The sequence below is a fragment of the Pseudonocardia benzenivorans CB1190 genome (genome assembly GCF_000196675.2).
Taxonomy (GTDB): domain Bacteria; phylum Actinomycetota; class Actinomycetes; order Mycobacteriales; family Pseudonocardiaceae; genus Pseudonocardia; species Pseudonocardia benzenivorans.
In genome coordinates this window covers 54920-81463 of the sequence record NC_015312.1, presented here as the reverse complement: position 1 = coordinate 81463, position 26544 = coordinate 54920, and the positions used below count along the sequence as shown (strand labels likewise).

15 protein-coding genes and 4 pseudogenes are annotated in these 26544 nt (G+C 71.4%); 7 read left to right on the top strand and 12 right to left on the bottom strand.

The genetic code is table 11. The features are described from left to right. Window positions 1-19 precede the first annotated feature (19 nt). Together PSED_RS00355 and PSED_RS00350 are read right to left on the bottom strand one after the other, a co-directional pair. Complete coding sequence (locus PSED_RS00355; protein WP_013672285.1) at window positions 20-2827, bottom strand: AfsR/SARP family transcriptional regulator; 2808 nt, start codon at window positions 2825-2827, stop codon at window positions 20-22. Window positions 2828-2920: 93 nt separating this feature from the next. Then, on the bottom strand, window positions 2921-4276 hold the full coding sequence (locus tag PSED_RS00350) for an FAD-binding oxidoreductase (protein ID WP_013672284.1): 1356 nt from the start codon (window positions 4274-4276) through the stop codon (window positions 2921-2923). 123 nt (window positions 4277-4399) lie between these two features. Between PSED_RS00350 and PSED_RS00345 the strand changes: the two genes are divergently transcribed. Continuing rightward, on the top strand, window positions 4400-6025 hold the full coding sequence (locus PSED_RS00345) for an FUSC family protein (protein ID WP_041759134.1): 1626 nt from the start codon (window positions 4400-4402) through the stop codon (window positions 6023-6025). Between the two features lie 1797 nt (window positions 6026-7822). Here the strand turns inward: PSED_RS00345 and PSED_RS00340 are convergent. Both PSED_RS00340 and PSED_RS00335 read right to left on the bottom strand, forming a co-directional pair. Further along, a pseudogene (locus tag PSED_RS00340) lies at window positions 7823-7990 on the bottom strand (IS110 family transposase); the annotation flags it as partial. A gap of 31 nt (window positions 7991-8021) precedes the next feature. Continuing rightward, window positions 8022-9224 carry an IS110 family RNA-guided transposase gene (locus PSED_RS00335; protein WP_013672282.1) on the bottom strand — a complete coding sequence of 401 codons (1203 nt, stop codon included), beginning with the start codon at window positions 9222-9224 and terminating at the stop codon, window positions 8022-8024. A 360-nt stretch (window positions 9225-9584) separates the two neighbouring features. On the opposite strand from PSED_RS00335, the gene PSED_RS00330 reads away from it, so the two are divergent. Next, entirely contained in the window at window positions 9585-10769 is a 1185-nt protein-coding gene (locus PSED_RS00330) for an IS30 family transposase (RefSeq protein ID WP_013672281.1), read from the top strand. On the opposite strand, the pseudogene PSED_RS00325 reads toward PSED_RS00330, so the two are convergent. The 4 genes and pseudogenes from PSED_RS00325 to PSED_RS00310 form a co-directional block, all read right to left on the bottom strand. Next, window positions 10754-11088, bottom strand: a pseudogene (locus tag PSED_RS00325) (transposase); the annotation flags it as partial. The gene PSED_RS00330 and the pseudogene PSED_RS00325 sit on opposite strands and share 16 nt — an antisense overlap. A gap of 107 nt (window positions 11089-11195) precedes the next feature. Then, window positions 11196-11500: pseudogene (locus PSED_RS00320) on the bottom strand (FtsW/RodA/SpoVE family cell cycle protein); the annotation flags it as partial. Window positions 11501-11539: 39 nt separating this feature from the next. Beyond that, window positions 11540-11734, bottom strand: a pseudogene (gene tatB / locus PSED_RS00315) (Sec-independent protein translocase protein TatB); the annotation flags it as partial. Between the two features lie 71 nt (window positions 11735-11805). Then, window positions 11806-12582 (bottom strand): DUF1345 domain-containing protein, encoded by a 777-nt coding sequence (locus PSED_RS00310; RefSeq protein WP_013672279.1) that lies wholly within the window; start codon window positions 12580-12582, stop codon window positions 11806-11808. On the opposite strand from PSED_RS00310, the gene PSED_RS00305 reads away from it, so the two are divergent. Further along, on the top strand, window positions 12581-13804 hold the full coding sequence (locus PSED_RS00305; RefSeq protein ID WP_325176134.1) for a cytochrome c oxidase assembly protein: 1224 nt from the start codon (window positions 12581-12583) through the stop codon (window positions 13802-13804). The genes PSED_RS00310 and PSED_RS00305 overlap by 2 nt on opposite strands. 9 nt (window positions 13805-13813) lie before the next feature. Here PSED_RS00305 and ftsW read toward each other — a convergent pair whose 3' ends face one another. Next, window positions 13814-15622, bottom strand: coding sequence for a putative lipid II flippase FtsW (gene ftsW / locus PSED_RS00300; RefSeq protein WP_325176148.1), 1809 nt, complete (start codon window positions 15620-15622; stop codon window positions 13814-13816). 88 nt (window positions 15623-15710) lie between these two features. Next, window positions 15711-19712: a Pls/PosA family non-ribosomal peptide synthetase gene (locus PSED_RS00290; protein ID WP_013672276.1), complete on the bottom strand. Its 4002-nt coding sequence runs from the start codon at window positions 19710-19712 to the stop codon at window positions 15711-15713. A gap of 584 nt (window positions 19713-20296) precedes the next feature. On the opposite strand from PSED_RS00290, the gene PSED_RS00285 reads away from it, so the two are divergent. The 4 genes from PSED_RS00285 to PSED_RS00270 all read left to right on the top strand — a co-directional run bounded on the left by PSED_RS00285 (window position 20297) and on the right by PSED_RS00270 (window position 23527). Then, a complete protein-coding gene (locus PSED_RS00285) occupies window positions 20297-21133 on the top strand; it encodes a ZIP family metal transporter (protein ID WP_013672275.1) in 837 nt (278 codons plus the stop codon). A 76-nt stretch (window positions 21134-21209) separates the two neighbouring features. Further along, on the top strand, window positions 21210-21467 hold the full coding sequence (gene tatA, locus PSED_RS00280; protein ID WP_083845043.1) for a Sec-independent protein translocase subunit TatA: 258 nt from the start codon (window positions 21210-21212) through the stop codon (window positions 21465-21467). 12 nt (window positions 21468-21479) lie between these two features. Then, the gene (locus tag PSED_RS00275; protein WP_013672274.1) at window positions 21480-21899 is read left to right on the top strand and encodes a twin-arginine translocase TatA/TatE family subunit; all 420 of its coding nucleotides are present in this window, start codon (window positions 21480-21482) and stop codon (window positions 21897-21899) included. An 86-nt stretch (window positions 21900-21985) separates the two neighbouring features. After that, the gene (locus PSED_RS00270; protein ID WP_233899250.1) at window positions 21986-23527 is read left to right on the top strand and encodes an LCP family protein; all 1542 of its coding nucleotides are present in this window, start codon (window positions 21986-21988) and stop codon (window positions 23525-23527) included. Between the two features lie 199 nt (window positions 23528-23726). Here PSED_RS00270 and PSED_RS00265 read toward each other — a convergent pair whose 3' ends face one another. Together PSED_RS00265 and PSED_RS00260 are read right to left on the bottom strand one after the other, a co-directional pair. After that, a complete protein-coding gene (locus PSED_RS00265) occupies window positions 23727-25004 on the bottom strand; it encodes an IS256 family transposase (RefSeq protein ID WP_013672244.1) in 1278 nt (425 codons plus the stop codon). A gap of 180 nt (window positions 25005-25184) precedes the next feature. Continuing rightward, window positions 25185-26414, bottom strand: coding sequence for an IS701 family transposase (locus PSED_RS00260; RefSeq protein WP_013672272.1), 1230 nt, complete (start codon window positions 26412-26414; stop codon window positions 25185-25187). Between the last annotated feature and the right edge of the window lie 130 nt (window positions 26415-26544).

Below are 26544 nucleotides of genomic sequence, written 5' to 3'. Positions count from 1 at the left end.
CACGGATTGAAGTCGCTGCTCAGGCCAGGAACTCGGCGAGGCTGGTGCGGGCCCCCTCGGCGCGGGCGCGGTCGGCCACCGTGGCGCCGAGACGTGTGGTGATGGTGGCGAGGAGCGTCGACATCTCCTCGTTCCGAGGCCACGGCACGCCTGCCGCGCGGTGCTGGGCCTCGGCCGCACCGAGGACGCGCAGTGCCGTGGCGTCCTCGCCGGACCGGCCGAGCGTGAGGCCGTACAGCTCCAGCGCGTAGGCGTTGTCGCGCAGGCCCGCGTCGGCCGACGCCTGCAGCGTCGCGCGGGCCCAGGGCAGTGCCTGGTCGGGCCGGTCGGCGGCGAGTGCGATCGTCGCGGCCCCCGCCGCGGCGCTCCATGCCGTGTAGAGGTTGTCGGCGGCGCGGGCGTCGTCGTGCAGCGCGGCGAAGCGCGCGACCAGCTCCGGGCGTGGATCGGCGGCGGCGTCGGCGACCAGCTCCGTGTGCCGGACGACGACGTCGAGCTCCGGGGCACCCGCGGCGAGCCGGCGGGTCGCGGCCGCCACCTCGGCGAGCACCTCGGCGTCGCCGACGCGGCGCAACGGGCCCGTCGTGACAGCGAGGTCGTCGCACACGATGACTGCGTCGTCGCCGGTCAGGGACTCCGCGACCGCCAGCGCGTCCCGAACCAGGACCCGTCCGACGGCGGGATCGCCCTGCACGAGCCGGGAGTTCGCGTTGCCGAGCAGGAGCAGCACCCGGTCGACCGGGTCCACGAGCTCGGCCCCCAACGTCCGCAGCGCGGCGTCGCGCCACCGGTCGCCCTCCAGCGCCATCCCGCTGAACGCCCAGTACAGCCCGAGGCGGGCCGCGAGGGTCGCGCCCAACGGCGTGGGGGCGTCGACGAGGGTGCGTTGCATCGTCGCGCGGATCGAGGCGAGGTCGTCGTCGAGCGCGGCGTACCAGCTCGCCATCGTGTGCGCGCCCAGCCGCGGCTTGGCACGGGCGAGACCCTCGACCCACGCGTCGCGCCGTGCCGCCGGGTCCTCACCGGCCCGGTCGGCCTCGTGGACGGCGTGCCCGCGAACCGTCGCGAGCTGGGCGAACCGCGACACACCACCGACTCGCAGCGGCCCGAGCGCCGACAGCATGGACCGGTGCACCAGCGCGGCGGTGCCGTCGACCGCGTCCGTAGTCGTCATCCCGGTCAGCGCCGCCGCGACGTCGACGGTGAACGGGCCCGGCACGGCACCGACGGCCCGGTGCAGCGCGGCGAGGGGTTCAGGGAGGTCGCGGTAGCTGGTGCCGACGGCGTCGCGGACCGTCCGGTGATGGTTCGTGCCGCGGCCGCGCCCGACCCGACTCAGCGTGCTGGCGTCGGCCCGGACCTGGGAGGCGATCTCGGTCAACGTGTACGCGCGGGCGCGGCCGGCGGCCAGCTCCAGCGCGAGCGGCAGCCCGTCGACGGCCTCGGCGATGTCGCGGACGTCGGCCATCGACTCGTCGTCGCGCACCCCGCCGGGCACGAGCGCGTCGAGCCGGTCGAGGAACAGCTCGACGGCGGCCGCCGACGTGAGCGGCGCCAGGGCCACGACCTCCTCGCCGTCGACCTCGAGCGGTTCCCGGCTGGTCGCCAGTACCGCGAGCTGCGACCCTTCGACCAGCATCTCCTCCACCAGCTCGGCGACGGCGTCGAGGACGTGCTCGCAGTTGTCGAGGACGACGAGCATCCGCCGGGCAGAGGTGAAGCGGCGCAACGCGTCCGCGGGCTCGACCGGGCCCGGGGCCGGCAGCTCCAGCGCGGAGGCGACCGTCTCGGGTACCCGCTCTGGGGTGGCGACCGTGAGGTCGACGAACCACGAGCCGCCGGGCGGCGCCGTCTCCCGGGCGACCTCCAGCGCGAGCCGCGTCTTACCGCACCCCGCCGCGCCCACGAGCGTGACCAGCCGTCCGGGCGCGACCAGCCCTGCGATCTCGGCCGTCTCCCGTTCCCGCCCGACCAGCCGGTTCCGCGCCGCGGGAAGGTGCTGCGGCGGCTCGGCCCGGGCGGGCGCGGCGACGGGCGCCGACGCGTCGTCACGCAGCAGTTCGGCGTGCAGCGCCTTGAGATCGGGCCCGGGCTCGACGCCCAGTTCGTCGACGAGAACCGTGCGGGCGTCGGTGTAGGCCCGCAGTGCTTCGGCGCGTCGGCCGGCGTCGCGGTACGCCGTCATCCGCAGCAGCCACAGCCGCTCCCGCAGCGGTTCCTCGGCCAGCGCCGTCTCCAGCTCGCCGAGGGCCTGCTCCGGGGCGCCGGTGCCCAACAGCGCCCCGATGTGGGTCTCGCGGAGGCCGGCGCGGACCGCGTCGAGACGGGCGACGGCGGCATGCGCCCAGTCCTCGTCGGCGGCCACGCCGTAGGGCCGGCCCCGCCACAGGGCTGCCGCCCGGGAGGCCTGCTGCAGAGCGCCGGCCGCATCGCCGGCGGCGAGACGATCGGCCGCGGCGGTGGCCAGCCGGACGAAACGTCCCGAGTCGGTCGCATCGTCCCCGGCCAGGACGAGCCGGTAGCCGCCCGGGTCGCGGACCAGGACCTTCGACGCGGCACCCCGCGCCCGGCCGGGTTCGAGCACCCGGCGCAGCCGCCAGACGTGGGAGTCGAGGGTGGACACCGAGCGGTCGACGCCGCGCTCGCCCCACATGGCCTCGCACAACGCGTCGACACCGACGGTGTGGCCGCCGTGGATCAGCAGCAATGCGAGCGCCGACTCCAGCCGGGCACCACCCACCGCGCTCACCTCGCCGCCCCGTTCGATCTCCAGCGGACCGAGGTCCCGGAAGCGAACGGGCGTTTCGGAAGGCGTGTCCGCGGTCATCGGCTCCCCTCACACCGTGAGTGAGCTCGTCGTCACGCTCCCGAATATGAACCAGACATGACCCAGATCACAACGCCTCTGCGGAGCCGGGCCTCAGGACACTGCCGCGGGTTCGGGGATCGTGACGCCGGTCCGGAACAGGTTCCGCGGGTCCGTCGCCGCCTTCACGTCCTGCAACCGGGCGAGGGTCTTCGCGTCGAACGCGCCGCGGGCGTCGACGGGCGCGCCGTCGGGCCGGGACGTGAAGTTGAGCAATGACCGGCCACCGCTCCACGGCAGCAGCCGCTCGTAGATCGCCGTCTGGATGGCGGCGGCGTCCGCGAACGCCGGGCCCGGATAGGCCGACGTGAACACATTGAGCGCGGCGTCACGATTGCCGACGGCGTCGGGCACCGCGGCCGGGCGGGCGAGCGCGCCGCCGAGGTGGCGCATTTCCAGCATGTGCGGCGTCGCCGGGCCGACCTCGTCGAGCAGCACCTCGATCGCGGCGTCGTCCCATGCCGGGAGCACCGCGCCGCCGCAGCTCACGGGCTGCGGGATGGTCGGGTCGCCGTGGATCGTGCCGAACTCGAGGATCGGCAGGCACCGCACGGTGTCGACGATCGGTGCCGCCACGGCGCGCAGGGGGGCGATCAGCCGCTCGGCCTCCACGGGCGCACCCGTGTACGCCACACGCAGGTGGGCGACGAAACGGCCGCGCAGCGGCGCCGGGACGGCGTCGACCGGCGGGAAGGACACGAAGGCCACGGACAGGCTGAGCGCGTCGGGCGCGCTCGCGGTGACGCGGCCGAACGCGGCCAACAGCTCCGGGGCGCACTCGCCCGGCAGGAACAGCCCGCCGCCGTACATCACGTCGCCGCGGACGAGGTCGAACTCCAGCTCCGTCGCCACACCGAAGCCGCAGCCGCCGCCCCGGACCGCCCAGAACAGCTCTGGGTCGGAGTCGGCGGTGATGTCGCGGACCTCGCCGTCGGGGGTGACGAGCCGGACCCGCCGGACCCGGTCGGCCGCCCAGCCGTACCGCCGGCCGAGCGGGCTCAGCCCACCGCCCGTCGTGTACGACGCCACGCCCACCTCGGGCGATGACCCGCACAGCGGGATCAGCCCGGCCGGCGCGCACTGCGCGAGGACCGGCGTCCACGTCGCGCCGCCGCCGACGACCGCGGTGCGCCGCTGCGCATCCACGCGGACCCGGGCGAGCGCGCGGATGTCGATCAGCACGCCGCCCTCGGCCCCGCCGACCGGGCCGTGGCCGGTCGTGCGGACCACGACGGGCAGGTCGCGCTCGGCGGCGAACCGCACCGCGGTGACGACGTCGGCCTCGTCACGGGCGGAGACCGCCACGTCGGGGGTGGGGATCGCGGACAGGTCGAAGCCATCGCGGGCCGCGTCGTAACCCGGGGTGCCGGGGGCGAACACGGTGGGGATGGCGTCGAGGGCGGTGGACATGGCCGGCTCCTGGGGACGGGGCCGCTCGTCGGCCCGCTCGACGACGACGGTGCGCGCCCCGGCTCCAAGGGTGCTTCAATCCGCATCCAGCAGGATTGGAGACGGCCCTGTCACGATCCGGACGTGCCGAGGAGCCCGTCCGCGCTGCGATCCGCGCTGGCGCCGTTGCCCGTGCCCTGGGGTGTCGCCCCCGGGCTGCGCGCGGCGCTCGCGGCCGTGCTCGTGCTGGGTGGGTCCCTGCTGGTCGCGGACCTGAGCATCGGTGGCATCGCCTACCTCGGGGTTGCGTGCGCGGCGAGCTTCATCGGGAGCGGCGACTACCGGGCCCGTGCAGTGCACGTCGTCGCCGAGACCCTCGGCGCAGCGGTCGGCATGACCGTCGGGGCGCTCGTCCCCGACACGGTGTCGTGGGTGCTCGTGGCAGCCGTCGTCGTCGGCGTGGCCGCGGGAATGGTCGGGTGCATCGGCCCGGCCTCGACCGGCGCCGCGGTGATGGCCGTCATCGGTGTCTCGTACACGCAGTTCGGGCGGCTGCCGATGCCGTGGTGGGAGCCCGTCGCGGCCTACGCCGTCGGCAGCGTCGTGCTGCTCGCGCTGAGCCTCGTCGGTGCGCTGCACCACCGGTCGCGGTACCGCCTCGCCGCGGTCGCCGCCGTCCTCGACGCCGCCGCCGATCTCCTCGACCATCCCTCCGACGACGCCCGGCACCGTCTCGCCCTCGCCTCCGCCGCCGCTCGCGACGCCGTCGCCGGTTACCGAGGCGCCGTCGCCGGCCCACTCGACGCGGCCTGGGCCGAGGCCCGCTCGGGGGCGGCCCTCGCGGCGCAGGCGGTGGCGGCGTCGACTGCTGCGCCGGCCGACCCGGCGGGCTGGCGGGCACGGGCGGTAGCGATCCGGGCAGGCAACCTCGGGGACGGTCCTGCTGGTCCGCCGCTGCCCGGCCGCGCCACCCGCGTCCGGGCCGCGTTGCAGGCCGCGTCAAACGCCGATGCGCTGTGGACGGGGGCACGGATCGGGCTGTGCGTCGGCGCCGCGACCGCGCTCGCCCTCGCGCTGCACCCGCCGGCGCACGCCTACTGGATCGCGCTGACCGTCGCCGTCGTACTGCGCCCCGAGTACGGCGCGGTGCTGGTCAGGGCGGTGCACCGGCTGGCCGGAACGATCGTCGGCGTCGTCCTCGTCGCAGTTCTCCTCGAATTGACACGATCGCCCGTCTGGCTCGCCGTGGCCGCTGCCGCGGCGCTCGGGCTGGCCGGCCTCGCGCGCCCCCGGCTCTACGGACTGGCCGTCGTCGGCATCACCGGGTCTGCGCTCTTCAGCGTCGCCATCGGCAACCCCGCCGCCGTCGAACCCTGGACCAGGCTCCTCGACACCGTCCTCGGCTGCGCCGTCGCGCTCGTCGCCGGTGTGCTGCTGTGGCCGCGCCGCGGCGTGCCCGACCAGCCGCGCAGGTTCTCCGCGGCCACCGCCGCGCTGTCGCGGATGCTGGGTTCCTCCGGAGCAGCGGCGGTCGACGACGCCTATCGCCTCGCCCATGGCTGGCGCGCCGAGCTCGAACGCGACCTCGCCGAGCCCGACCCCGCCCACGCTGCCGCGGCATGGTTGCCGGTGGCGCTGCAGCTGGAACACGTGGTCGATCTCGCCGCCGCGACGGGTGACCCGGCCGCCGCGGACCTGTTGCACGGTGCGACGACCCCGTCCGATGCACTCGCTCTGCTCACGGCCGTCGCCGCGCAGCTGAGGCCCTGAACACGGGGCGTCCGTCGCCGAACAGATCGAGCTCGCGGTACGTGTGGCGGAACCGTCGCGGCCCTCCGGTCCGGTGGTAGCTCGCCACGTTCGGGCGCCTGCGGCCACTACCGGCGGCGCGCCAGCATCTTCTATGCCTCGGCCTCGTCGGTCGACCCACGTAGGTAGAGCTGCCGCCCGGTGACCGGGTCGACGCCGGCGAAGAGGATCGCCCGGAAGGGGGTCCCGCGCCGCCGGATCAGGCCCTCGGCCCGGGGCTTCGCCGGGTGCTAGGCCACGTCGCGAAGCTAGTCATTGACATCAACCGGTCGGCGCGGGCTCAGCTGAGCGAAAGCGCTGGTCAGCGTGGTGGAGACGAGGGGAATCGAACCCCTAACCCCCGCCTTGCAAAGGAAATCGCTGATGTGAGCTGTGCTGCATTTTGCAGGTCAGAGAGCCGTTGACCGCGGCTCTGATGCCTCCAGTGGCATCGGCAGACTCCAGTTCATTGCCACCATCGGTGCCATTCATCCCCGCCGACACCGCGCCCGCTCGCATGAATCACCGGATCCCGACAGGCCGGAACCACACCCCGCTGCACCAGGCCCAACGGGCCGGATGAAGGTGGAGCCGGTCCGCAGGTCAGGCCAGTCCGCACTCAGCATGCCGCTCCGCCGGAAGTCCCCGGCTGCTCTCCCCGACGTCGGCTGAGGCTCCGTTCGCAACCCAGTCCTTTAGCCGGAGGCAGACTCCGAGACACCGAGGTCCGTTGAGTCCCCCGGCGAGGCGACCGAAGGTGTTCAAACCATCGACGAGCCGTCCAACGAGCCGGCGGGCCACTGAGGCCGGGCGCTGGAGTGTTTCCAAGTGACTCGCGGTTCTCACCTCCCGATAGGAGTCGACGTCGTAGGCGGGGCTATCGGACAGGAACATCCCTTCGCGCGTTGTGTGGCTACTGAGCCCACGCAGCCGATCCCCGTGAAGGCCGAACGTCCAACTTCCGCGCCAACCGGTCAGTTCCCCGAGCGCTGCCGCCCAATCGATGAGCCGCAGCGGGTACGCCACAGCCAGACCGTCCAAGATCACCATCTCGTCGCCCCGTCCCCCCGACTAGAGCCTGTCCTGCAAGTTCGTGCGCAGCCATAACACCGTGGATCCCCTGGCCCGCGAGGAAACGCGCCAGCCCGAACCCCGTCGGCCCTGCTTTATAGGTCACCGCGACCGGACCGGGCAACGACCGCAACCGGCCGAGGACCTCGCCGTGATCGGGCGCGAGCCGGCGCTCGAACAGCTGCCCCGTCGAACCGTCCAACCCGCACCCCACCACCGACTGAGCATGCACATCCAGACCGACGCTCGTCCGCTGACCGATCACCGTCGCCTCCCGCGTCGAGCCCCCGGGCCACCGACCGGCACCTGACCGAGCTGGCGCTCGCAGCCTGCCGACCGCACCCCGCCCTTCCTCCGTCCAGGCCGAATCGCCGTCGACGAGGAGCCGGTCAAGGTGGAGCGCCCGCAGCGCAGCGAGGACAAATCTCAATGTGCGTGTCAAGGCACCGAGGCGGCTGGCCTCCACAGCCCTCCGTGATCGCCGTGGGTCAGGACCTGTCGGGCCCGTCCCGGAGGGGTGGCGGGCGGTCTCCCCGCCACCGCCAGAGCGTCTGTGCGCGGCCGAAGAGGCTCGACATCACGGGCGACCGCCAGGTCGTCGGCGCCAGCCGACCGCGCAAGCGGCCCTTGATGTCGAGACGGCCGTGCGAAGCTCAGGGCACGGCAGGCGCCCCGCCGCAGGCGGGGTCCATCTCGTCCCCGACCGCGTCAGGCTGCCTGTACCCGTACAAGAGCGTTAAGCGTGAATGTTCTGTTGTCGCGCAACAGCGCCCACAGCACGTCGACGAGCCGACGCGCCAGGGCAAGCAGAGCCTTGGTGTGGACCCGATGCTCGCTGCGCTTGCGCTGGTAGAACGTTCGCGATGGGCCATCGATTGTCGCCGGATCCCGATTCTCAATCCCCTTGTCAAGCCGCCAGGTCGGTCAGCAGGGACGGTTCCTGGTACGGCTGGTCGTCGCGAACCATTGCCCACAGCACGTTTACTCGTCGTCGGGCGAGCGCGAGAACTGCTTGCGTGTGTCGTTTGCCTTCGGCGCGCTTCCGGTCGTAGTAGGAGCGCGATGATGGGCTTCGTTGAATGCTGATCAGGGCCGATGTATAGAACACTCGTTGCAATTGACGGTTGTAGCGTTTCGGGCGATGGAGATTTCCGGTCCGTCGGCCGGAGTCACGCGGTGCGGGCGCAAGCCCGGCGTAGCCGGCGAGGTGGTCAGCGGAGTCAAAACCCTCGAGGCCACCGCCGGTGGCGGCGACCAGCTCGGCGCCCAGGAGTGGTCCGATGCCGACCATGCTGGTGATCACCGGGGCGAGGCGGTGAGCATTGAATCGCTCCGAGATTTCTGCGTCGAGCGTGGCGAGCTGTCGGTCGAGGTCGAGCACGGTGACAGCCAGCGAGGAGATGATCCGAGCCGCTGCCTCCTCACCAACGACCCGCGTGCGCTGTGTCTGCGCGGCGCGCCTGGCCGCTGCGGCGAGCTTGGCCGCCGGACGAGCCTTGCGCTCACGTAACCACGCCACGAGGTCGGTCTCCTCGATGCCTATCACCGCGGCCGGAGTCTGGAAGCGGCTCACCAGCAGCAGTGGACCACGGTTGGTGAAGTCCAGTGCGCCCTCCAGAGCTGGGAAAATGCCGAGCAGCTGGGCTCGGAGCCTGTTGATCGCACGAGTGCGGTCAGCGGCCACGTCGGCTCGGTGCGCGGTGAGCAACTTCAGTTCTGCGACCGCGGCGTCATCCAGCCGCAACTCGCGGAGGTCTCGGCGCATGCGCGCCTGGTCCGCGATGATCGCGGCGTCCTTCGCATCGGTCTTGCCCTCGCCGCGGTACGCCGGAGTGACGCGGTTGACAGCTACGCCGGGCAGGTACAGCACCTGCTGTTGCTGCCCGAGCAGCAGCGCGATCATCAGCGCTGCTGGACCATCGGCGAGGTCGATCGCCCAGACCACGTGCTGGGCCAGTGCTCGCGCGCTGGCGATGGCCTGGTCGAGCTCGGGCTCGTCGTTGGCGATCCGACGAGTCAGCAGCTTGCGGCCGTCGGCGTCGATGACCACGAGGTGGTGATGACGCTTGCCGGCGTCGATTCCGGCCCACGCTCGCTGGGCTTGCGGCATTCAGTGCTCCTGTCGGTGAGGTCGTGGAGTTCGCCATTGACGTGCTCGCCGGCCATTCCCTACGCAGCGATCGGGGTCGCAGATCTCAATCAGCGGTCAAGACGTCGAAGGCGCCGGGCGGCCAATCAGGAGCAGCCATTCGAACGGCAGAAATCTGAGAGCCATACCCGGCGCCCCGGCTGCCCGGACTCTACGACCGGGACGATCAAGACGGTAGGGAAATCTGACCCCCTGGCGTTCGGTGGTTTCTACGGAGCGTCGCAACACTCCCATGATCGTTTAGGGGTTGTGTTGTCTTCGACGCGTCGTGTCAAGAAGGGGCCCGGACGGCGGCCTCAGTCGGCCAAGCGCCAGCGCTTCATGGAGCTGCGCGCCCGCGGCTGGAGCATCCAGGCCGCGGCACGGGAGGTCGGCACGTCCCGCACGTCCGGGGCGAACTGGGCCCGCGGCTACAAGACCTACCGCGACGGGCGGGTGGTCGGGTTCGTGGCGCCACTGGATCGCCTCGCCGTGCGCGAGATCAGCTCGCGCTACTTATCCCAGGACGAGCGTTTCCAGATCGCCGACCTGCGCCGGATGGGCTGGAGCATCCGACGCATAGCCGCCCACCTCGGACGCTCACCCTCGACCATCTCCCGCGAGCTGCGCCGCAACGCACGCAACGACGGCGGCTACCGCCCGTTCGACGCCCACCGCCGGGCCGTGGCCCGCCGAGCCCGCCAGCACCGACGCCGTCTGGACACCAACCACGAGCTGCGAGCCCTCGTTGGAGAGCTACTCGCACAGCGGTGGAGCCCTCAGCAGATCTCCCGTCACCTGCGGGCCCGCTTCCCGGAACTCCCGGGCATGCGTCTGTGTCACGAAAGCATCTACCAGGCGATCTATGAGCCCGGGTCCTCTCTCGTCCGGCCCTCAAGGGTGCCGTCGGTGCATCGATCGCCGCTGCGGACCGGGCGCGATCATCGCCGAGCGCACCAGAAGGTCGAGCGGCGCAGGCCCCGCTTCGCGCAGCCGATGCTGACCATCCACCAGCGCCCGTTCCGACCCGAGGACCGGTCCGAGGCCGGGCACTGGGAGGGCGACCTGATCGTGGGCAAGGACCACGGTTCGGCGATCGGCACCCTGGTCGAGCGCACGACTCGCCTGGTCCGGCTGCTACACCTTCCTCAGCGTGACGCACACACGCTGCACCGCGTCCTCGCGATGAGGATGGGCGACCTGCCACCGTCGCTGCTGCGCTCGATCACCTGGGACCAGGGCACCGAGATGGCGAGACACACCGACATCACCGCCACCCTCGCGGTCCCCGTCTACTTCTGCGACGCCCACGCGCCCTGGCAGCGGGGATCGAACGAGAACACCAACGGGCTGCTGCGTCAGTACTTCCCTAAGCGGACCGACCTGAGCATCCACAGCCCGCGGCACCTCAAGGCCGTCGAGAACGAGCTCAACACCCGCCCTCGAATGGTTCTCGCCGACCGCGCTCCCGCCGAGCTGTTCGCTGCGTTGCTAGCCTCTTCGTCCGAGCCATCGTTGCGACGTTGACTGGAACCCGCCGATCCGTTGACATCGATCTTCAGACTGGACAACGCCGCCATGTAAAACACCCGGCGTGCCGTCGGTTGTAGCGGGTGGCGCGACGCAGATTGCCCGTCACCCGCCCCGAGTCCTGCGGCGCCGGCACCAAGCCCGCGTATGAAGCCAGCCGCCCAGGGGTGGCGAAGCTGGTCAGATCACCGCCGGTCGCGACCAGGAACTCCGCGCTCAACAGCGGGCCCATCCCCGGTAGCGACTCGATGATCTCCGCCCAGGCGAGCACCCGGAAGCGCTCGCTGATCAGCTTGGTCGTGCCGGTGATCTGGCGGCGCGCAACCGCGACCGTCGCGAGGCGGAGCGGTCGTGATCGGCGGGAGCCGCCGCACGAACGTCCACGGAGGCGTCGAGCACCGGCCGGTGTCGGGTGCCCTGTGGTCAGGCCCGCCGCCGGGCTGGCCCACCCGGGCCGGGGGCGCGTCCGTCGGGCGCGCAAACCAGTTGGGTGGAGGCCTGATCCAGCGGAGCCAGCCGCCGCGGGGTGGCCGGAGCCGGTCTGCGGGCGGTGTCGGAGATCCGCAGCAGCAGCGCGACGAGGACGTAGTTGGCCAGCAGCGACGACCCACCGTAGGAAAGGAACGGGGTGGTCAGCCCGGTCTCCGGGATCAGGTTGGGACCCCGCCCACAGCGATGAGCACCTGCAGCGCGATGGTCACCGCCAGACCGGTGCCCAGCAGGGTCCCGTTGCGGATGGTGCGTAGTTCCTGGACGGGGAGCTCTGAGAGTGTTTCGCGGACTTCCCGCCATTCGGGTCCGATCTCGCGGTTCACCTGTTTCTGCGCGTCGGAGGCAAATGTCCTGACCGTGCGGATCGCCCGGCCGAGCCACTGTGCTGCCCCGGGGAGACGTTCCGGACCGAGAACGAACAGGGCCACGAGCGCGAGCACGATCAGCTTGGCGACGCTGATGTCGAACACGTGAGGTCCCTGGATGATTGCGGGGCGGAGTCTGTGTCGGTGGGCCCTTCATGGTCGTCACTGCAGGCTGCTCAGTGCAGGATGTTGACGGCGCGCGCGATCACCAGCGCGACCGTGGTGAGGGACACCAGCGACTGGAGCAGCATCAGCATCTTCGCCCATCGAGTCAGCGGCATGACGTCGGTCGGGCTGAACGCCGTGGCGTTGGTGAAGGAGAGATACAGGTAGTCGGTGAACGTGGGCTCCCACTCCAGCTGGTGCGGGTCGGTGCTCTGCATCTGGACGAACAGGAAGTCGGCATCGAGCCGACGGGCGTGGGCGCGCGCGGCGGGCCCGCCGCGGTCGAGCTCCCAGTACCAGATCGCGAAGGCGATGATGTTGGTCAGCCAGATCGCGGCGCCGGTGCTGAGTAGCGGGCCGGCCTGATCGCCGAACCGGTTCGTGATGATGCCGACGACCAGCAGCGTCGCCGACCACGCGTTCGCGAGGCTCAGCAGGCCGATCAGGCCGAGGCTGCCGGCGCGCAGCCATCGGGATTCCGGGTCGATGCCGCTGGGGCCGGCAACGAGCAGGGCAGCGAGGGTGGCCAGTTCGAGCGCCGGCAGGAGCCAGCGCGAAACGAGGGCCAGGCTGTCCGGGAGCGCCAGCTGCAGGCCGATGGCGACGACGACGGCCAGCGCCGCCGTCCGTCTGCTCTCGACGGGGGTGACGCGTCGCCAGGCCGGCTGCCGAGGACAGCGGTCGCCGGCGTCTCGAAGAAGTGCGCCCTCGAGCCGCGCGAGTTCGCGCCGGATGGCCTCGATCGCGTGATGGCGCGAGGCGTCGGCGGCCCCGGGACGGTCGTGCATGTCCGGGGGTTCGCAGGAATCCACCCGAGAAGTATCGCTCGGCCAAACGCGGCCGCGCCTCCGCCGGCCAGGTCGGGCGAAATCGTTGATTGGCTCATTCTGGGTGAATCGTGAGGTAAATCGTGATGAGGGGGCCGCCGATCGGCGACCGAGATTTGCCTTAACCTCGCAGGCAACGACGGGAGGGCCGATGAATACGGTCGCAATGGCGTCGTCAGTCCCGCCGTTGACGGCGTTGCGGGTGGTGACGGCGTGGCGTTTCGCGCCAGGTGTTCTTGGTGCGTCAGCAGTGCTGGCCGGCGGATACGCTGCCGGGCTCCGACGCTGGCGAGGTCGGTGGCCGCGGTCGAGGACGTGGTGCTTCGGGCTCGGGATTGTCGCCCTGCTGCTGGTCGGCTGCTCGTTCCTGGGCGTCTATGACGACACGCTGTTCTGGGTCCGGGCGGTGCAGAACATCGTGCTGTTGATGGTCGTCCCGATGTTGCTGGCGATGGGCGCTCCGCTGACGTTGCTCGCGGCTGCGGTCCCGTCGCCGCTGCGGGTACGGCTGTCGCGGATCTTGCACTCGCGGCCGCTGGTGTGGGCGACCGTGCCGCCGGTCGTGACGGTTCTGCTCATCGTGCCGATCCTGGTGCTGTACATGAGCCCGCTCTACGAGGCCACGCTGCGTGATGCCACGGTCTCGGGCGCGGTGGCCGCCATGCTCATGCTGGTGGGATTCGTGTATTTCTGGACGCGGTTCCGGGTCGACCCGACGCCACGGGCGGGCTCGTACGGTGTGACGCTGGCGATCACGATCGTCGAGATGGTCGGCGACGCGGTGCTGGGAGTCGTGGTGTGGCTCGGGCCGTTGATCGCAGCCGGCTTCTACGTCGCCCTGAATCGACAGTGGGGGCCCGATCTGCGCACCGACCAGGTCATCGGAGCGGGTGTGCTATGGGTGGGCGGCGACGTCGTGGGGTTGCCGTTCATCGCCATCGTGTTCTCCCGCATGGCTCGCGAAGACGAGCAGCGCGCCCGCGATATCGACGCCGAGCTCGACGCGCGGGCCCTCGCCCGGGGAACCGAGCAGGACGCCGAGGGCACCGCGGCGACCCACCGAGCTGCCGGCAGCGGCGAAGCCGGCGGCGTCGCTGAGGGAGGGCCGCCGGCGAGGCTGTGGTGGGAGGACGACCCGCAGATCGCCGATCGCTTCCGGCGCAGGGGATCGGGTCGGACATGACTCCCCGGCTCACGGCCCCGTCTGCTCAGTGGCGCGCGTTGCCGGCGCCGTCGCGGTCGCCCCTGGTGGCGGCGGCCTCCTCGGGCCGATGCCCGTCAAGCGGGACAGCCGTGGTGCCATGCCCTGGCGCAGCACCGCGTACGCCTCCGGTTCCCTGCAGGCGGCACCGGCGAGCACGCCGAAGGCGAACATGGTCACGACCAACGACGTCCCGCCGGAGGAGATCAGGGGCAGGGGGATACCGGTCACCGGCAGCAGCCCGACGACGTAGCCGATGTTGATCGCGGCCTGCCCGACGAGCCAGGTGGTGAGGGTCGCGACGACGACCCGAACCCACCGGTCACGGTTGCGCGCGGCGATCCTGAGCCCGACGTGGGCAAGCAGGGCGAACAGCCCGATCACCACCATTCCGCCGACGGTCCCGAGTTCCTCCCCGAGGATGGCGAAAATGAAGTCGTTCGAGGCGTTGGGGAGATAGCTCCATTTCGCCGCGCCCTGCCCCAGGCCCTGCCCGAACCAACCGCCGTCACTGAGCGAGTACAGCGCCTGCGTCGACTGATAGGCCGCCCCCAACGGGTCGGCCGTGTCGGGGCTGAGGAACGAGACGATACGGCTGTGCCGATATCCGGCCGTCAGCCCGAGGACCAGGCCACCCCCGACGATGCCACCGCCGATCATGACGAGCGCCCGCCGCGGAGCCTCGGCGTAGTACAGCAAGGCGATGACCAGGATCGCCAAGGACACTGCGGTGCCCAGATCGGGTTCGAGCACGACCAAGGTCAACATCAACGCCGCCGCCGGAAGCAGCGGCGAGAGCAGGTCCTTCCACGCGGGGCGGTGGAAGCGGGTCAGGATGTTGGCGCCCCACAGGGCCAACGCGATCTTCGCGGGCTCGGACGGCTGGAACGACAGCCCGGCGATCGAATACCACTTGCGGGCACCGGCGATTGCCGTTCCGACACCAGGGATCAGGACGCCGGCGAGCAGCAGGAGTCCGAGCAACAACAGGACGGGCGATGCCCGCCGCAGCCATGCCGGCTCGACGCGCATGCCCACGACGAACATGACCAGCCCGGCCGCGCAGAACATCAGCTGGCGGTAGAAGACGCTGTAAGAGGAGCCCGTGTGCAGCAGGGCCTCGACACTGGACGCCGACAGCACCATGACGAGCCCGAGCACCGTCAGCAGCAGGAACAGCCCGACGATCAAGGTGAACGACGCCAGCGGGCGCCCCAGCCACGACAGTACCCGCTCCCGTCCCCTCGACGAGGCCGTCCGGAGGGGGGCGGGCAGAAACGATCGCAGGATGCGGCGCATTGGAGAAATGCTCGGGAACCGAGCCGGAAAACCGCCGGAACCGGAGTGGGTGAGTCGCCGCCTTGGTGACGTTTCCGTACCACGACGGACCAATTTCCCCTTCGCCCGAGGTGAGGCGACGGTGAGGGAATGGCCAATTCTCGGCACCGGGTGCACCCACGACACCCGCGAGGTGGCGGTGTAGATCAGCGCCAGCACGACGCCGAAGATCGGCAGCGAGGCGCCGAGCTCCCGCTCGATCGCGAGGATCCTCAGCGACAACGCCCACGCCGCCACCAGCGGAGCGAGATCTCGCAGGCGGGGCAGCTCGGCGCCGAGGAACCGGCGCCCGGCGGTGCGGAACAGATCCCGCTTGGCGACCAGGAACGCCGCGGTGAACACGATGATCAGCAGCTTGGCGAACTCGCCGGGTTGGATCGACAACGGCCCCAGCCGGATCCACAACTTCGCCCCGCTGACCTCCGACAGGCTCGCCGGCAACAGGCCGGGGAGTGCGAGCAGGACCAGCCCGGCCAGCCCCTGGTGTAGGCGCCGTATGCATCACCAGGGGTCGGTCGGCGCGCAGTCGGCCTCGTGTGTAGGTCTAGATCTAGACCTCGGGCGTGGAACGTTCGCGCGGGTCGATTCGGACAATCTCGGGGCCTGTCTGGATTTGCGATCGTGTCCGCCGCTCAGCAGCGTGAAGCGGGCGGCTGCGAGGTGCCGCATGGCGGGGACCGACCCGGTACGGCCGTGGCGGCATCGGGTCCGGCGCACCGGCGATGGGATTTCCGGACCATCGGCCTCCGGCGGGGACGTGTTCGCCGCGCATGACCAGCGACAGCTGGCCGACGCTCGCGGCCTCGCCGAGTACGGCGGCGGGTAGCGCGATGCTGTGCGGGCCCAGCGTCGCGCCGGCCTGCAGCGCCACCCGGTCCAGCCGCATCACCCGGTCGTGGAACAGGTGCGTCTGGACCACGCAGCCCCGGTTGACCGAGGCGCCCTCACCGAGTTCGACCAGGTCATACTCCGGCAGCCACCAGGTCTCGCACCACACGCCACGCCCGACCGTGGCACCCATCGTCCGCAGCCACGCACCTAGCAGCGGGGTGCCGACCGCCGCGCCGGCCAGCCATGGGACCGCGAGCTCCTCGACGAACGTGTCGACGAGCTCGTTGCGCCATACGAACGAGCTCCACAGTGGGTGTTCGCCGGGGCGGATCCGACCGAGCAGCAGCCACTTGGCGGCGGTGGTCAGCAGGCAGGCCAGGATCCCGGCGAACAGCAGCAGCGCGCCGCTCACCGTGACCGCGGCCGGGAGGCCATAGGTCAGGCGGACCTCGCCGAGCGCGCCGGCGACGCCCTCGGCGAGCACCAAGCTCGTCGTGACCGGCACCAGGCGCATCGCCTCGACGGCGGCGCGGGCGAGGACCAGCCGCCGCGGCGGCGCGTAGGTGCGGGCCGGGTCGGCCTGACCGGGGCGGCGCGGCAGCTCGATCGCCGGCCGCCCCAGCCACGACGAGCCGATGGGCGGGTCCGGTGGTGTCTCGGACAGCACGCCGACCAGCCCGCCGTCGGGCACCGCGCGCCCGGGACCGACGATTGCGGAGTTCCCGACGAAGGCTCGTTCGCCGACGGCCGCGGCCCCCATGCGCAGCCATCCGCCACGTTGGGCGTGGGGGGCGAGCAGGCTGTCGTCGGCGAGGAAGCCGCCGTCGCCGACACGGACCAGGCCAGGTAGCCCAGTCATCGTCGAAGCCTCGACCCTGCGGCCGACCCGCGCGCCCAGCAGCCGCAACCACGCTGGCGTCAGCAGGCTCGCGTACAGCGGGAACAACGCGGACCGGGACTGGTCTACCAGCCGCTCGACCAGCCAGACGGCGAAGCCGACCCGACCGTCGGCGTGGTGGTCGCCGACGACGATCGCCCGCCCGGCAACCCGGACGACCAGCGCCACGAGCAGCGCATAGCAGGCGAAGGTGAGCAGCGCGGCGACCGGCGCGGTCGCCAGCAGCAGCGGCACCGCCTCGCCTGTCCCGACGAGCCCGAGCAGCAGGTAGGTCAGCGCGGCGGCGGGCAGCGCCGCCACTACCGACAGCAATGGCAGAGCGACGAGGGCACCGGCGTAGGCGAGGTCGTAGCGTCGGGACCGGGGCCCGCCCCGGGGAGCGGGCCAGTCCTCGCCAGAACGCCCGGTCTGGCGGGCCGGCGCGCCGGCCCACCGCTGGCCGGCGGGGACGTCGACGTCGACGCCGGAGCCGGGCGCAACCTCGGCGTCGTCGCCGATGTCGACGCCAGGCGCGACCGAGCTGCGGGCCCCGACCCGGGCGCCGCGCCCGATCGTGATCGCGCCGACGCGCAGCACGTCGCCGTCGAGCCACCACCCAGCGATGTCGACCTCCGGTTCGAGCACCGCGCCGTCGCCGAGCCGGGCCAGCCCGGTGACCGGAGGCCTCGTGTGCAGCACGACGTCGCGCCCGACCTGGCAGCCCAGCGCGCGTGCATATCGCCCAGCCCACGGCGTCCCGCTGAGCGCGGCGATGCCGAAGAGGGCCGCGACCCGCTCCGCGGCCCACAGCCGCAGGTGCACCCGCCCACCCCGGGGATGGTCACCGGGTCGAACGCCGCGACACAGCGCCCGGACCGCCGCCACGGTGATCGCGAACCGGCCGGGCGGGGTGAGCAGCAGGCCCCCACCGATCGTCACGAACCACCACGACGTGTGGGGGGCCCACGCCCCCGACGTCGCCACGTCGACCAGGTCCGCCGCGAACCCAAGCACCACCACCCAGCGCACCCCGGTGACCGCGAACGACAGCGCCAGCACCGCCAGCTGCACCGCGGCGGCGCGGCGCGGCACGGGCCGGACCCGGCCGGTGGCGACCGCGCCCCCGCCCAACTCGTCGAGCCGGGCCGCGAGCCCCCCGAGCGTCGGGTACCGGTAGACATCGGCGACCGACACGCCGGGGAACCGGGCACGCAGCACCGACACGAGCGAGGCTGCAGCAAGGCTGGAGCCGCCCGCCGCGAAGAAGTCCTGGCCGGTCCCGGTAACCGGAGACCCGAGCAGCTCCGTCCACCGGTCGGCGAGCCAGCCAGCGGTCCCGTCGGGGCGCGCACCGGTGCCGGGGTCCTCGGGCAGTGGCCATGGCAGCGCCGCCCGGTCGACCTTGCCGGAGCTGCGGCTGGGCAGCTCGGCCAGTACTGCCAGCCGAGGGACCAGCGGCGCAGGAAGCCGGTCGGCCAGGTCCCGCTGCGCCCCCGCCAGGTCGAAACCGGGGCTCGGAACGACGTAGCCCACCAGCACCGGGAGCCCGCTCGGCCCACTGCGAACCGCGGCGGCTGCCGCGACCACCCCCGGCACCGCGTGTAGTGCCGCGTCGATCTCCCCCAGCTCGACGCGCCGCCCTCCGATCTTGACCTGGTCGTCGACGCGGCCGACGAACACCAGCCCGGCCGGGTCCGCGCGGACCAGGTCGCCGGTCCGGTAGGCCCGCCGCCAACCCAGAGCCGGCAGCGCCGCGTAGCGCTGCGCGTCGCGATCCTGGTCGAGGTAGCGGGCCAGGCCGACGCCGCCGAGCACGAGCTCACCAGCGTCCCCCCACGACACCGGCTGGCCGGTGGGGTCGACGACCGCCGCCAGCCAGCCGGCCAGCGGGGTCCCGATCCGGACCTCGCCGTCGCCGGTCAGCTCGGCCGCGGTGGCCACAACAGTCGCCTCGGTGGGACCGTAGGTGTTCCACACCTCGCGCCCTGGCGCCGCAAGCCGCGCCGCCAGCTCGCCCGGGCACGCCTCGCCACCAAGGATGAGCAGCCGCACCGCCGCCAAGGTCTCGATGGGCCACAGGGACGCCAGGGTTGGCACCGTGGACACGACGGTGACGCCGCGTTCGACCAGCCACGGGCCGAGGTCGGCCCCGGTGCGTATCACCGCGCGCGGCGCCGGGACGAGGCAGGCGCCGTGCCGCCAGGCCAGCCACATCTCCTCGCAGGAGGCGTCGAAGCCCACCGACAGCCCGGCCAGGACCCGGTCACCCGGGCCGATCGGCCGGTGCCGCAGGAACAGCTGTGCTTCGGCGTCGACGAACGCCGCCGCCGATCGGTGGGTGACGACGACCCCCTTCGGGACCCCCGTCGAGCCCGACGTGAAGATGATCCAGGCGTCGTCATCGGGTGTGGTCGGCCGCCGCACCCCGCGCGGCGGGCGACAGACGCGCAGGGCCTCGCCGTTGTCCAGAACGGCCGTCACCGCCGCCTCAGTGAACACCAGCTCGGCGCGCTCGGGCGGGTCGTCCGCGTCGACCGGCACGTAGCAGGCCCCGGCCGCGAGAATCGCCAGGATCGCTACGTAGAGACCGGCGGTCCCGGACGGGATCCGGATCCCCACGCGGTCACCCGGGCCGATCCCGGCCGCCCGCAAGGTGCGCGCCGCAGCGGTGACCTCCGCCTGCAGGCCCCGATAGTCCAGCCGGACGTTGCCGTCGTCCAGCGCGGCCGCGTCCGGGCAGGCCCACGTCGTCGCGTCGAGAATGTCGAGCAGGGTGCGGGGCGGCGCCGGACGGCTGGCCGCGAATATCGCCGGCCCGTACCGCTCACCGACCAATCCGGACACCGGACCACAATTGTCCGTCACAACCGGTCTGTCTCAATCACGAATCGCAGCATCTCAAACCGCCAGGTGCCGACCGGAGCCGACCTCGCGGTCAGTGATCAACCCGACAACGACACGGCCGCAGGCTGCCCAAACACACCCCAAGGCGGGTCGCTGCGCTCGGTCGATGCCATTTATGAGTTGCGCGGCGCGTCGCCGCGCTGCCGGTCAGCCAACATGCCGCCTGCGCCACCTTGCGCGGCAGCAGAATGTGGGCGCCGCCATTGGACGTGGCACCGCTGCTTGAACTCGGGAGTAAAGGCGGACGATGCGGAGGTATTGAGATGGCAAGAAGACGGCCAAAACTTCGGCGTCGCCGTGTGGTCTCCCACATTGGTCAACATGGCGGCGGCTCATCCCGCGATGCGGCGTTCCCCGTCGCACCTGGGAAAACACCGCCAACGACGAGCGCCGCACCGCCGACCCCCGACCCGGGCGCGGGGACAATGAAGGATCAGATCGTCATATTCCGGACTCTTCTCAGGTAGTTGACCCGCACCTATCCAGAGGTAAGGGTTACCTGGCCGACCGGAGGAGTGAGGTCAATGGACGAGGGACAGACCCTACTGCTGGGGCTCGTCGCCGGCGCGACGATCATGCTGGGCCTTCCCCTGGGCCGGATGCGGGGACCATCGCCCCGGCTTCAGGTGCTGCTCAACGCCATCACGATCGGAATCCTGCTGTTCCTGGTGTGGGATGTGCTCTCCCACGCGTGGGAACCGGTCGATGCCGCTGTCGGAGCCCTCCACGACGGCACCGCCGGACTCGGACCCGTCATCGGGTTGGCGCTGTTGTTCCTGGTCGGAAACGCGGTCGGGCTCCTGGGCCTGGCCGGATACGAGCACTGGATGACACACCGCCGCGAGCCCGCGACCGGGCCGGGCGCGATGGCCGCAGCAGAACTCACGACCGGCCGACGGGTGACGCCCGCACGACGCATGGCACTGCTCATCGCGATCGGCATCGGCATGCACAACTTCGGCGAAGGGCTCGCGATCGGCGGTAGCGCGGCTCGTGGCGAGCTCTCCTTGGCCACGCTCCTGGTCATCGGTTTCGCGCTGCACAACGCAACCGAGGGGTTCGGCATTGTGGCTCCGCTCGCAGCCGTCGGTGAGCGTCCCGGCTGGAGCTTTCTCCTGCTCATGGGGCTGATCGGCGGCGGCCCCACGTTCATCGGAACGGCGGTCGGCCAGCAATTCACCAGCGACCTGCTCAGCATCACGTTCCTGACCTTGGCCGCCGGGTCGATCCTCTACGTGGTCATCCAGCTGGTCGGCGTTGCCGTACGGGCGGGCCGTCCGTGGGCCCTGTACGGAGGAGTCCTCGTCGGGTTGGCGGCCGGATTCGTCACGGACATGGTCGTGACGGCGGCCGGCGCGTGAGGTTCTGCTCCAAGCCCGAAACCACCCACGTAGCATCGGCCGGTGCTGGTCCATGCCGGGTGTGCGGAGGGCAGACATGGGTGCGTTGAGCCCGACTCACTGGCTGATCATCGTCGGTGTCGTGGCGCTGCTGTTCGGTGCGAAACGACTGCCCGAGGCCGCGCGCGGCCTGGGCCGATCCGCGCTGATCTTGAAAGCAGAAATGCGCGAAACGGAAACATCGAGCAGTAGCGCACATCCCGCCCCGCCCGTCTCGGCCGCGACCACTGCCCCGGTCACCGACGCGACAACAGCGGCCTCGGGGAAGGCCATCGGCCCCGCGGACGCGCGTTAGTTAGGCGCACCAGTGTTTGGGCTCAGTGTCGAGAAACTGTTCGTATTGGGCGTTGTCGCGTTGTTTGTCCTCGGCCCGGAACGATTGCCTGCGGCGGCGGCCTGGGTTGGACAAGCGGTGCGTAAGGTCAAGACGTTCGGCGAGGACGCTCAGCAGAAGCTGCACGACGAGCTCGGGCCGGAGTTCGAGCAGATCCGCGAGCCGCTGGCGCAATTGCGGGCCCCGCTACAGGAGCTACGCAGCCTGGGTGATCCGCGCACCGCAGCGATGCGGTACCTGTTCTCGAGCCCGGCCTCACCAGCGGCGCCACCGCGGGCGGCGTCGCATTCGCAGCCGACCGCCTCGCCCCCAGGTGGGGTGGACAGACCGACGCCTGGTGATGTCCACGGCGTCGGGTCCGGACCGCCGCTATTTGACCCTGACGCAACGTGACACCGCCGCGTGCCGGGCGTGCAGAGCCTTGGCGGGCGAGCGGCCCGGTGCCCCCGCAATACCGGGGCCGACCGCCCGGCCCGAACGTGGGCCGTGACCACCCTGCGGGCCGTCGCCCGGCGGACTCCGGTGAGCGAACCGAGCCCGAGCGCACCGCGCGCGCCGCGCAGGCCGGGCTGACGCGGGCTGGGAAGGCGGCCCGAATCATCACCGCGGCGCTCTCCGTGGTGGTGCTGGTGGTCACCGGCTACGGTTGGGCGATCTACCGCCAGCTCGGCTCGAGCTTGACCACAAGCGACGTCCTGGGTGCGCACCAGCCTTCGGACGGCGCGACCGACATCCTGCTCGTCGGGCTCGACAGCCGCACCGACGCCGCCGGCCGCCCGCTGCCCCAACAGCTGCTCGACCAGCTCAACGCCGGCCCCGACGAAGGCACCCTCAACACCGACACCCTGATCCTGATCCGGATCCCGAACGACCCGGCCAAACCGACCACCGCGATCTCGATCCCGCGCGACTCCTACGTCGACATCCCCGGCTACGGCACCCACAAGATCAACTCTGCATATGCGCGTGCGGGCAACGCCGAACACGCCCACCTGGCCGCGCAGGGTGTGTCCGGCCCGGAACTCGAGCAACGCGCGAACCAGGCCGGGCGACGCAACCTGATCGCCACCGTGCAACAGCTGACCGGGGCCTCGATCGACCACTACGCCGAGATCAACCTGGCCGGATTCGCCCAGATCACCCAGGCCGTCGGCGGCGTCCCGGTGTGCCTGAACAGCGCGGTCAAGGACTCCTACTCCGGCGTGGATCTGCCCGCCGGGCCCCAGACCCTGCAGGGCGCGCCGGCGCTGGCGTTCGTCCGCCAACGCCACGGGCTGCCCCGCGGCGACCTCGACCGGATCGTGCGCCAGCAGGCATTCCTGGCCAGCCTCGCCCACAAGGTCCTCTCCGCCGGCACGCTGGCCAACCCCGGGCAGCTGTCCGCGCTGATCGACGCGATCAGCCACTACGTGGTGCTCGACCAGGGATGGGACCTGCTCGCGTTCGCCGACCAGGTCCAGGGCCTGACCGGCGGCAACATCAGCTTCCGCACCATCCCCACCGGCAACCCCGCCCTGCGCACCCCCTCCGACGGACTCGCCGTCCAGGTCGACCCCGCCCTGGTCCAGGGCTTCGTCGCTGGGCTATCCGGACCCACCACGCCCCCGGCACCGGCCCCCGGCCCGGGGGCCCCGTCGGTGACCGTCGACGTGCGCAACGCCACCGCCCGCACCGGCCTTGGCGCGGGCGTGCAGAACCTGCTCGACGACCACGGCTTCATCCCCGGAGAACTGGCCAACGCCCCCACCGCCGCAAGCTCCGCGATCAGCGCACCCGCCGGCACCCGAGCCGCCGCCGACCAGATCGCGGCCCTACTCGGCGGGCTGGCCGTGCACACCGACAACACCCTGCCCGCCGGTCACATCCGGATACTGCTCGGCCGCGACTACCGCGGGCCCGACGGACCGGGCCAACAGAGCCCACCCACCCCGACAAGCCGGCCGACGACTCCCGGCGACGACGCCCCCGGGGCATCGTCCGCACCACCGATCACCGCCGCAGGTGTGCCGTGCATCAACTGACCCCCGCCACACACCCCTGCTCGACCCAACGCCTGTGACGCGAACGACCCAGTGGCTCACCCGCCGTCACTCCTGCAACCATGCGGCGCTGAGGAGCTGGGCTCCACCCTTTTCCGCTGGACGTTCTTGCCCGCGCCTAGTACTCCAGCCGCAGTTGGTGGGAGTGTCAGAGGAACGGTGTAACTGGCCGGGGTGGCGGCTAGTTTCCGTTGCTGGGGACGATACGGCCGGCGAAGGTGATCGCGAAGGCGTTCAGGGCCGGCTTCCAGCGCATCGCCCAGCGGGTTCGGCCCTTCCCGGTGGGGTCGAGTGAGCGGGTGACCAGGTAGAGGCACTTCAGCGCGGCCTGCTCGGTCGGGAAGTGCCCCCGGGCCTTGATCGCCCGCCGGTAGCGGGCGTTGAGCGACTCGATCGCATTCGTGGAGCAGATGACCTTGCGGATCTCCACGTCGTAGTCCAGGAACGGCACGAACTCCGACCACGCCGCCCGCCACAGCGCGATGATCGCCGGATACTGCCCGCCCCAGGTCTCGGCGAACTCGGCGAACCGGGCCTGGGCCGCGGCCTCGGTCGGGGCGGTGTAGACCGGGCGCAGGTCCTTGGCCAGCTGCTCCCAGTAGCGCCGGGAGGCGTAGCGGAAGGTGTTGCGGATCAGGTGCAACACACACGTCTGCACCACCGCCTGCGGCCAGGCGGTGGTGATCGCCTCGGGCAGGCCCTTCAGGCCGTCGCAGACGGCGATGCACACATCGCCGACCCCGCGGTTTTTGATCTCGGTCAGAACCTGCAGCCAGAACTTCGCGCCCTCCCCACCGGTGCCGCCCTCGCCGGCCCAGATCCCGAGGATGTCGCGCTGCCCGTCCACGGTCACCCCGATGACCACGTAGAAGGGCCGGTTGGTGACCTGCCCGTCGCGGACTTTGACGTAGAGAGCGTCGATGAACAGCACCGGATAGACGGCGTCGAGCGGGCGGTTCTGCCACTCGCCCAGCTCGTCGAGGACCTTGTCGGTGATCCTCGAGATGGTGTCCTTGGAGACCTTGGCCCCGTAGACCTCGGCGAAGTGCGCGGCCACCTCCCCGGTGGTCAGGCCGCGGGCGGTCAGCGACAGCACGATCTCGTCGATCCCGTCCAGGCGGCGTTGGCGCTTGCGCACGATCTGAGGCTCGAAGCTGGCGTCGCGGTCGCGCGGCACCTCGATCTCGACCGGGCCGATCTCGGTGAGCACGGTCTTGGTGCGGGTGCCGTTGCGGGAGTTCCCGCCGTCGCGCCCGGCCGGGTCGTGGCGGTCATAGCCCAGGTGCTCGCTGAGCTCGGCTTCCAGGGCGGTCTCGAGCACTGTTTTGGTCAGCCCGGTGAGCAGCCCGTCCGGGCCGACGAGCTCCACCCCGTCGGCCTTGGCGGCCTCCACCAACTGCTGAGCGAACTGCTGGTGATCAATCCGAGCCCGCGGCATGGGCTCGATCGTGTCGGTCATTGGTGGTCCTTCCCCCGGGACACGCCCGGAGCTACAGACCAGTTACACCGAAGATCGGACACTCCCCAGTTGGTTATGTATGTCGTTCGCGGCGGCGGTAGTGGGCTTCGCGGGCTCGGTGTTGGTGGCGGCGTCGCCAGCGCGACCAGGCCCACCGCAATGGTTATGCTGGATGGTGGATCAGAGGTGCCAGGAGACGTCGGATCTCGGCGAGGGTGAGCGGGATGAGGCCGCTGCCAGGTCTTTTGGGGCGATCGCGGCGGTGACTGAGAGGTAGGCGTGGGCGAGTAGGGCGAGGGTGATGTGGCGGTACCAGGCGTCGTAGCGGCGGACCTGGTACTGGTCGAGGCCGACCTCGTTCTTCGCGGTTTGGAAGCATTCCTCGATGGCCCAGCGGGTGCCGGCGACTCGGATGAGGTCCTCGTCGGTGGTGCCGGGCGGGCCGGCGCACAGGTAGTAGGCCAGCTCGGGCTCGACCCCGGCCTGGAGCTGGTCGGGGTCGAGGATCTGGCGGCGGACCAGCAGCCAGCGGCCCCAGCCGGCGGGGGCGTTCTCCGGCGGAAACAGCGAGGCCACCGCCCAGTCGTAGAACCGCTCGCCCTTCACCCCGGGGCCGGCCGAGCCCCGCTTCCATGCTTGTTCTGGGGCACCGGCGACGAGATCGTCGGCTCGGCGTGAGCCGGCCATCTGGGCGAGGTTGCCGTCGATCGACAGTGGGATGGTCTGGCTGCGCGGGACCGCGACGACGTAGCCGATCCGGCGCTGCTCGCACCAACTGCGGAACTTGTAGTCCTGCCCGTAGGCCTCGTCCGCGGTCACGAACGATGCGGGCACTCCGGCGTCGAGAGCGCGGCCGAGCATCTGCTTGGCAAGCTCGGTCTTGGTGGCGAACTCGACCTCGTCACCGACCGCCGCGCTCCGACACCGTTCCCGGTCCGAGGTCCAGGACTTGGGCAAGTAGAGCTCGCGGTCGATCAGGGTGCGACCCTTGCCGGTGGCGTAGGCCAGGAACACCCCCAGCTGGCAGTTCTCGATCCGCCCGGCGGTGCCGGAGTACTGCCGTTGCACCCCGGCGGACTTGGTGCCCTTCTTCAGGAATCCGGTCTCGTCGACGATCAGCACCCCACCCGGCTCACCGAGGTGCTCGACGACGTAGTCCCGCACATCGTCACGCACCCCGTCGGCGTCCCAGGTGGCGGCGTTGAGCAGCCGCTGCATCCCATCCGGGGTCGCGTCCCCGGCGACCTCGGCCAGCGTCCACCCGTTCTTCCCGGCCAACGGCGCCAACAACCCCCGCACATACGCCCGCGCCCGACGCCGCGGCTCCGCCCGGAAGAACCGGCCCGCCACCAGCCCGAACAACCCATCCAGCCCGCTGGCCCACGCCTCGAGATCCTCCGCCGACTCCACAAGATCGGACCCTAGCGGACGCCTGCATAACGAAGTACGGCTGGAGTACTAGTACTCCAGCCGCAGTTCGTTAGGTGTGCTGTTCCCGTCGGCGGTAGTGGGCTTCGCGGGCTCGGTGTTGGTGGCGGCG

Excerpts from the sequence above, each read along its gene's own strand:
- PSED_RS00355 (WP_013672285.1), bottom strand. The coding sequence starts at position 2,827 with ATGACCGCGGACACGCCTTCCGAAACGCCCGTTCGCTTCCGGGACCTC.
- PSED_RS00350 (WP_013672284.1), bottom strand. The coding sequence starts at position 4,276 with ATGTCCACCGCCCTCGACGCCATCCCCACCGTGTTCGCCCCCGGCACC.
- PSED_RS00335 (WP_013672282.1), bottom strand. The coding sequence starts at position 9,224 with ATGCCGCAAGCCCAGCGAGCGTGGGCCGGAATCGACGCCGGCAAGCGT.
- PSED_RS00330 (WP_013672281.1), top strand. The coding sequence starts at position 9,585 with ATGGAGCTGCGCGCCCGCGGCTGGAGCATCCAGGCCGCGGCACGGGAG.
- PSED_RS00305 (WP_325176134.1), top strand. The coding sequence starts at position 12,581 with ATGTCCGGGGGTTCGCAGGAATCCACCCGAGAAGTATCGCTCGGCCAA.
- PSED_RS00310 (WP_013672279.1), bottom strand. The coding sequence starts at position 12,582 with ATGCACGACCGTCCCGGGGCCGCCGACGCCTCGCGCCATCACGCGATC.
- PSED_RS00285 (WP_013672275.1), top strand. The coding sequence starts at position 20,297 with ATGGACGAGGGACAGACCCTACTGCTGGGGCTCGTCGCCGGCGCGACG.
- tatA (WP_083845043.1), top strand. The coding sequence starts at position 21,210 with ATGGGTGCGTTGAGCCCGACTCACTGGCTGATCATCGTCGGTGTCGTG.
- PSED_RS00265 (WP_013672244.1), bottom strand. The coding sequence starts at position 25,004 with ATGACCGACACGATCGAGCCCATGCCGCGGGCTCGGATTGATCACCAG.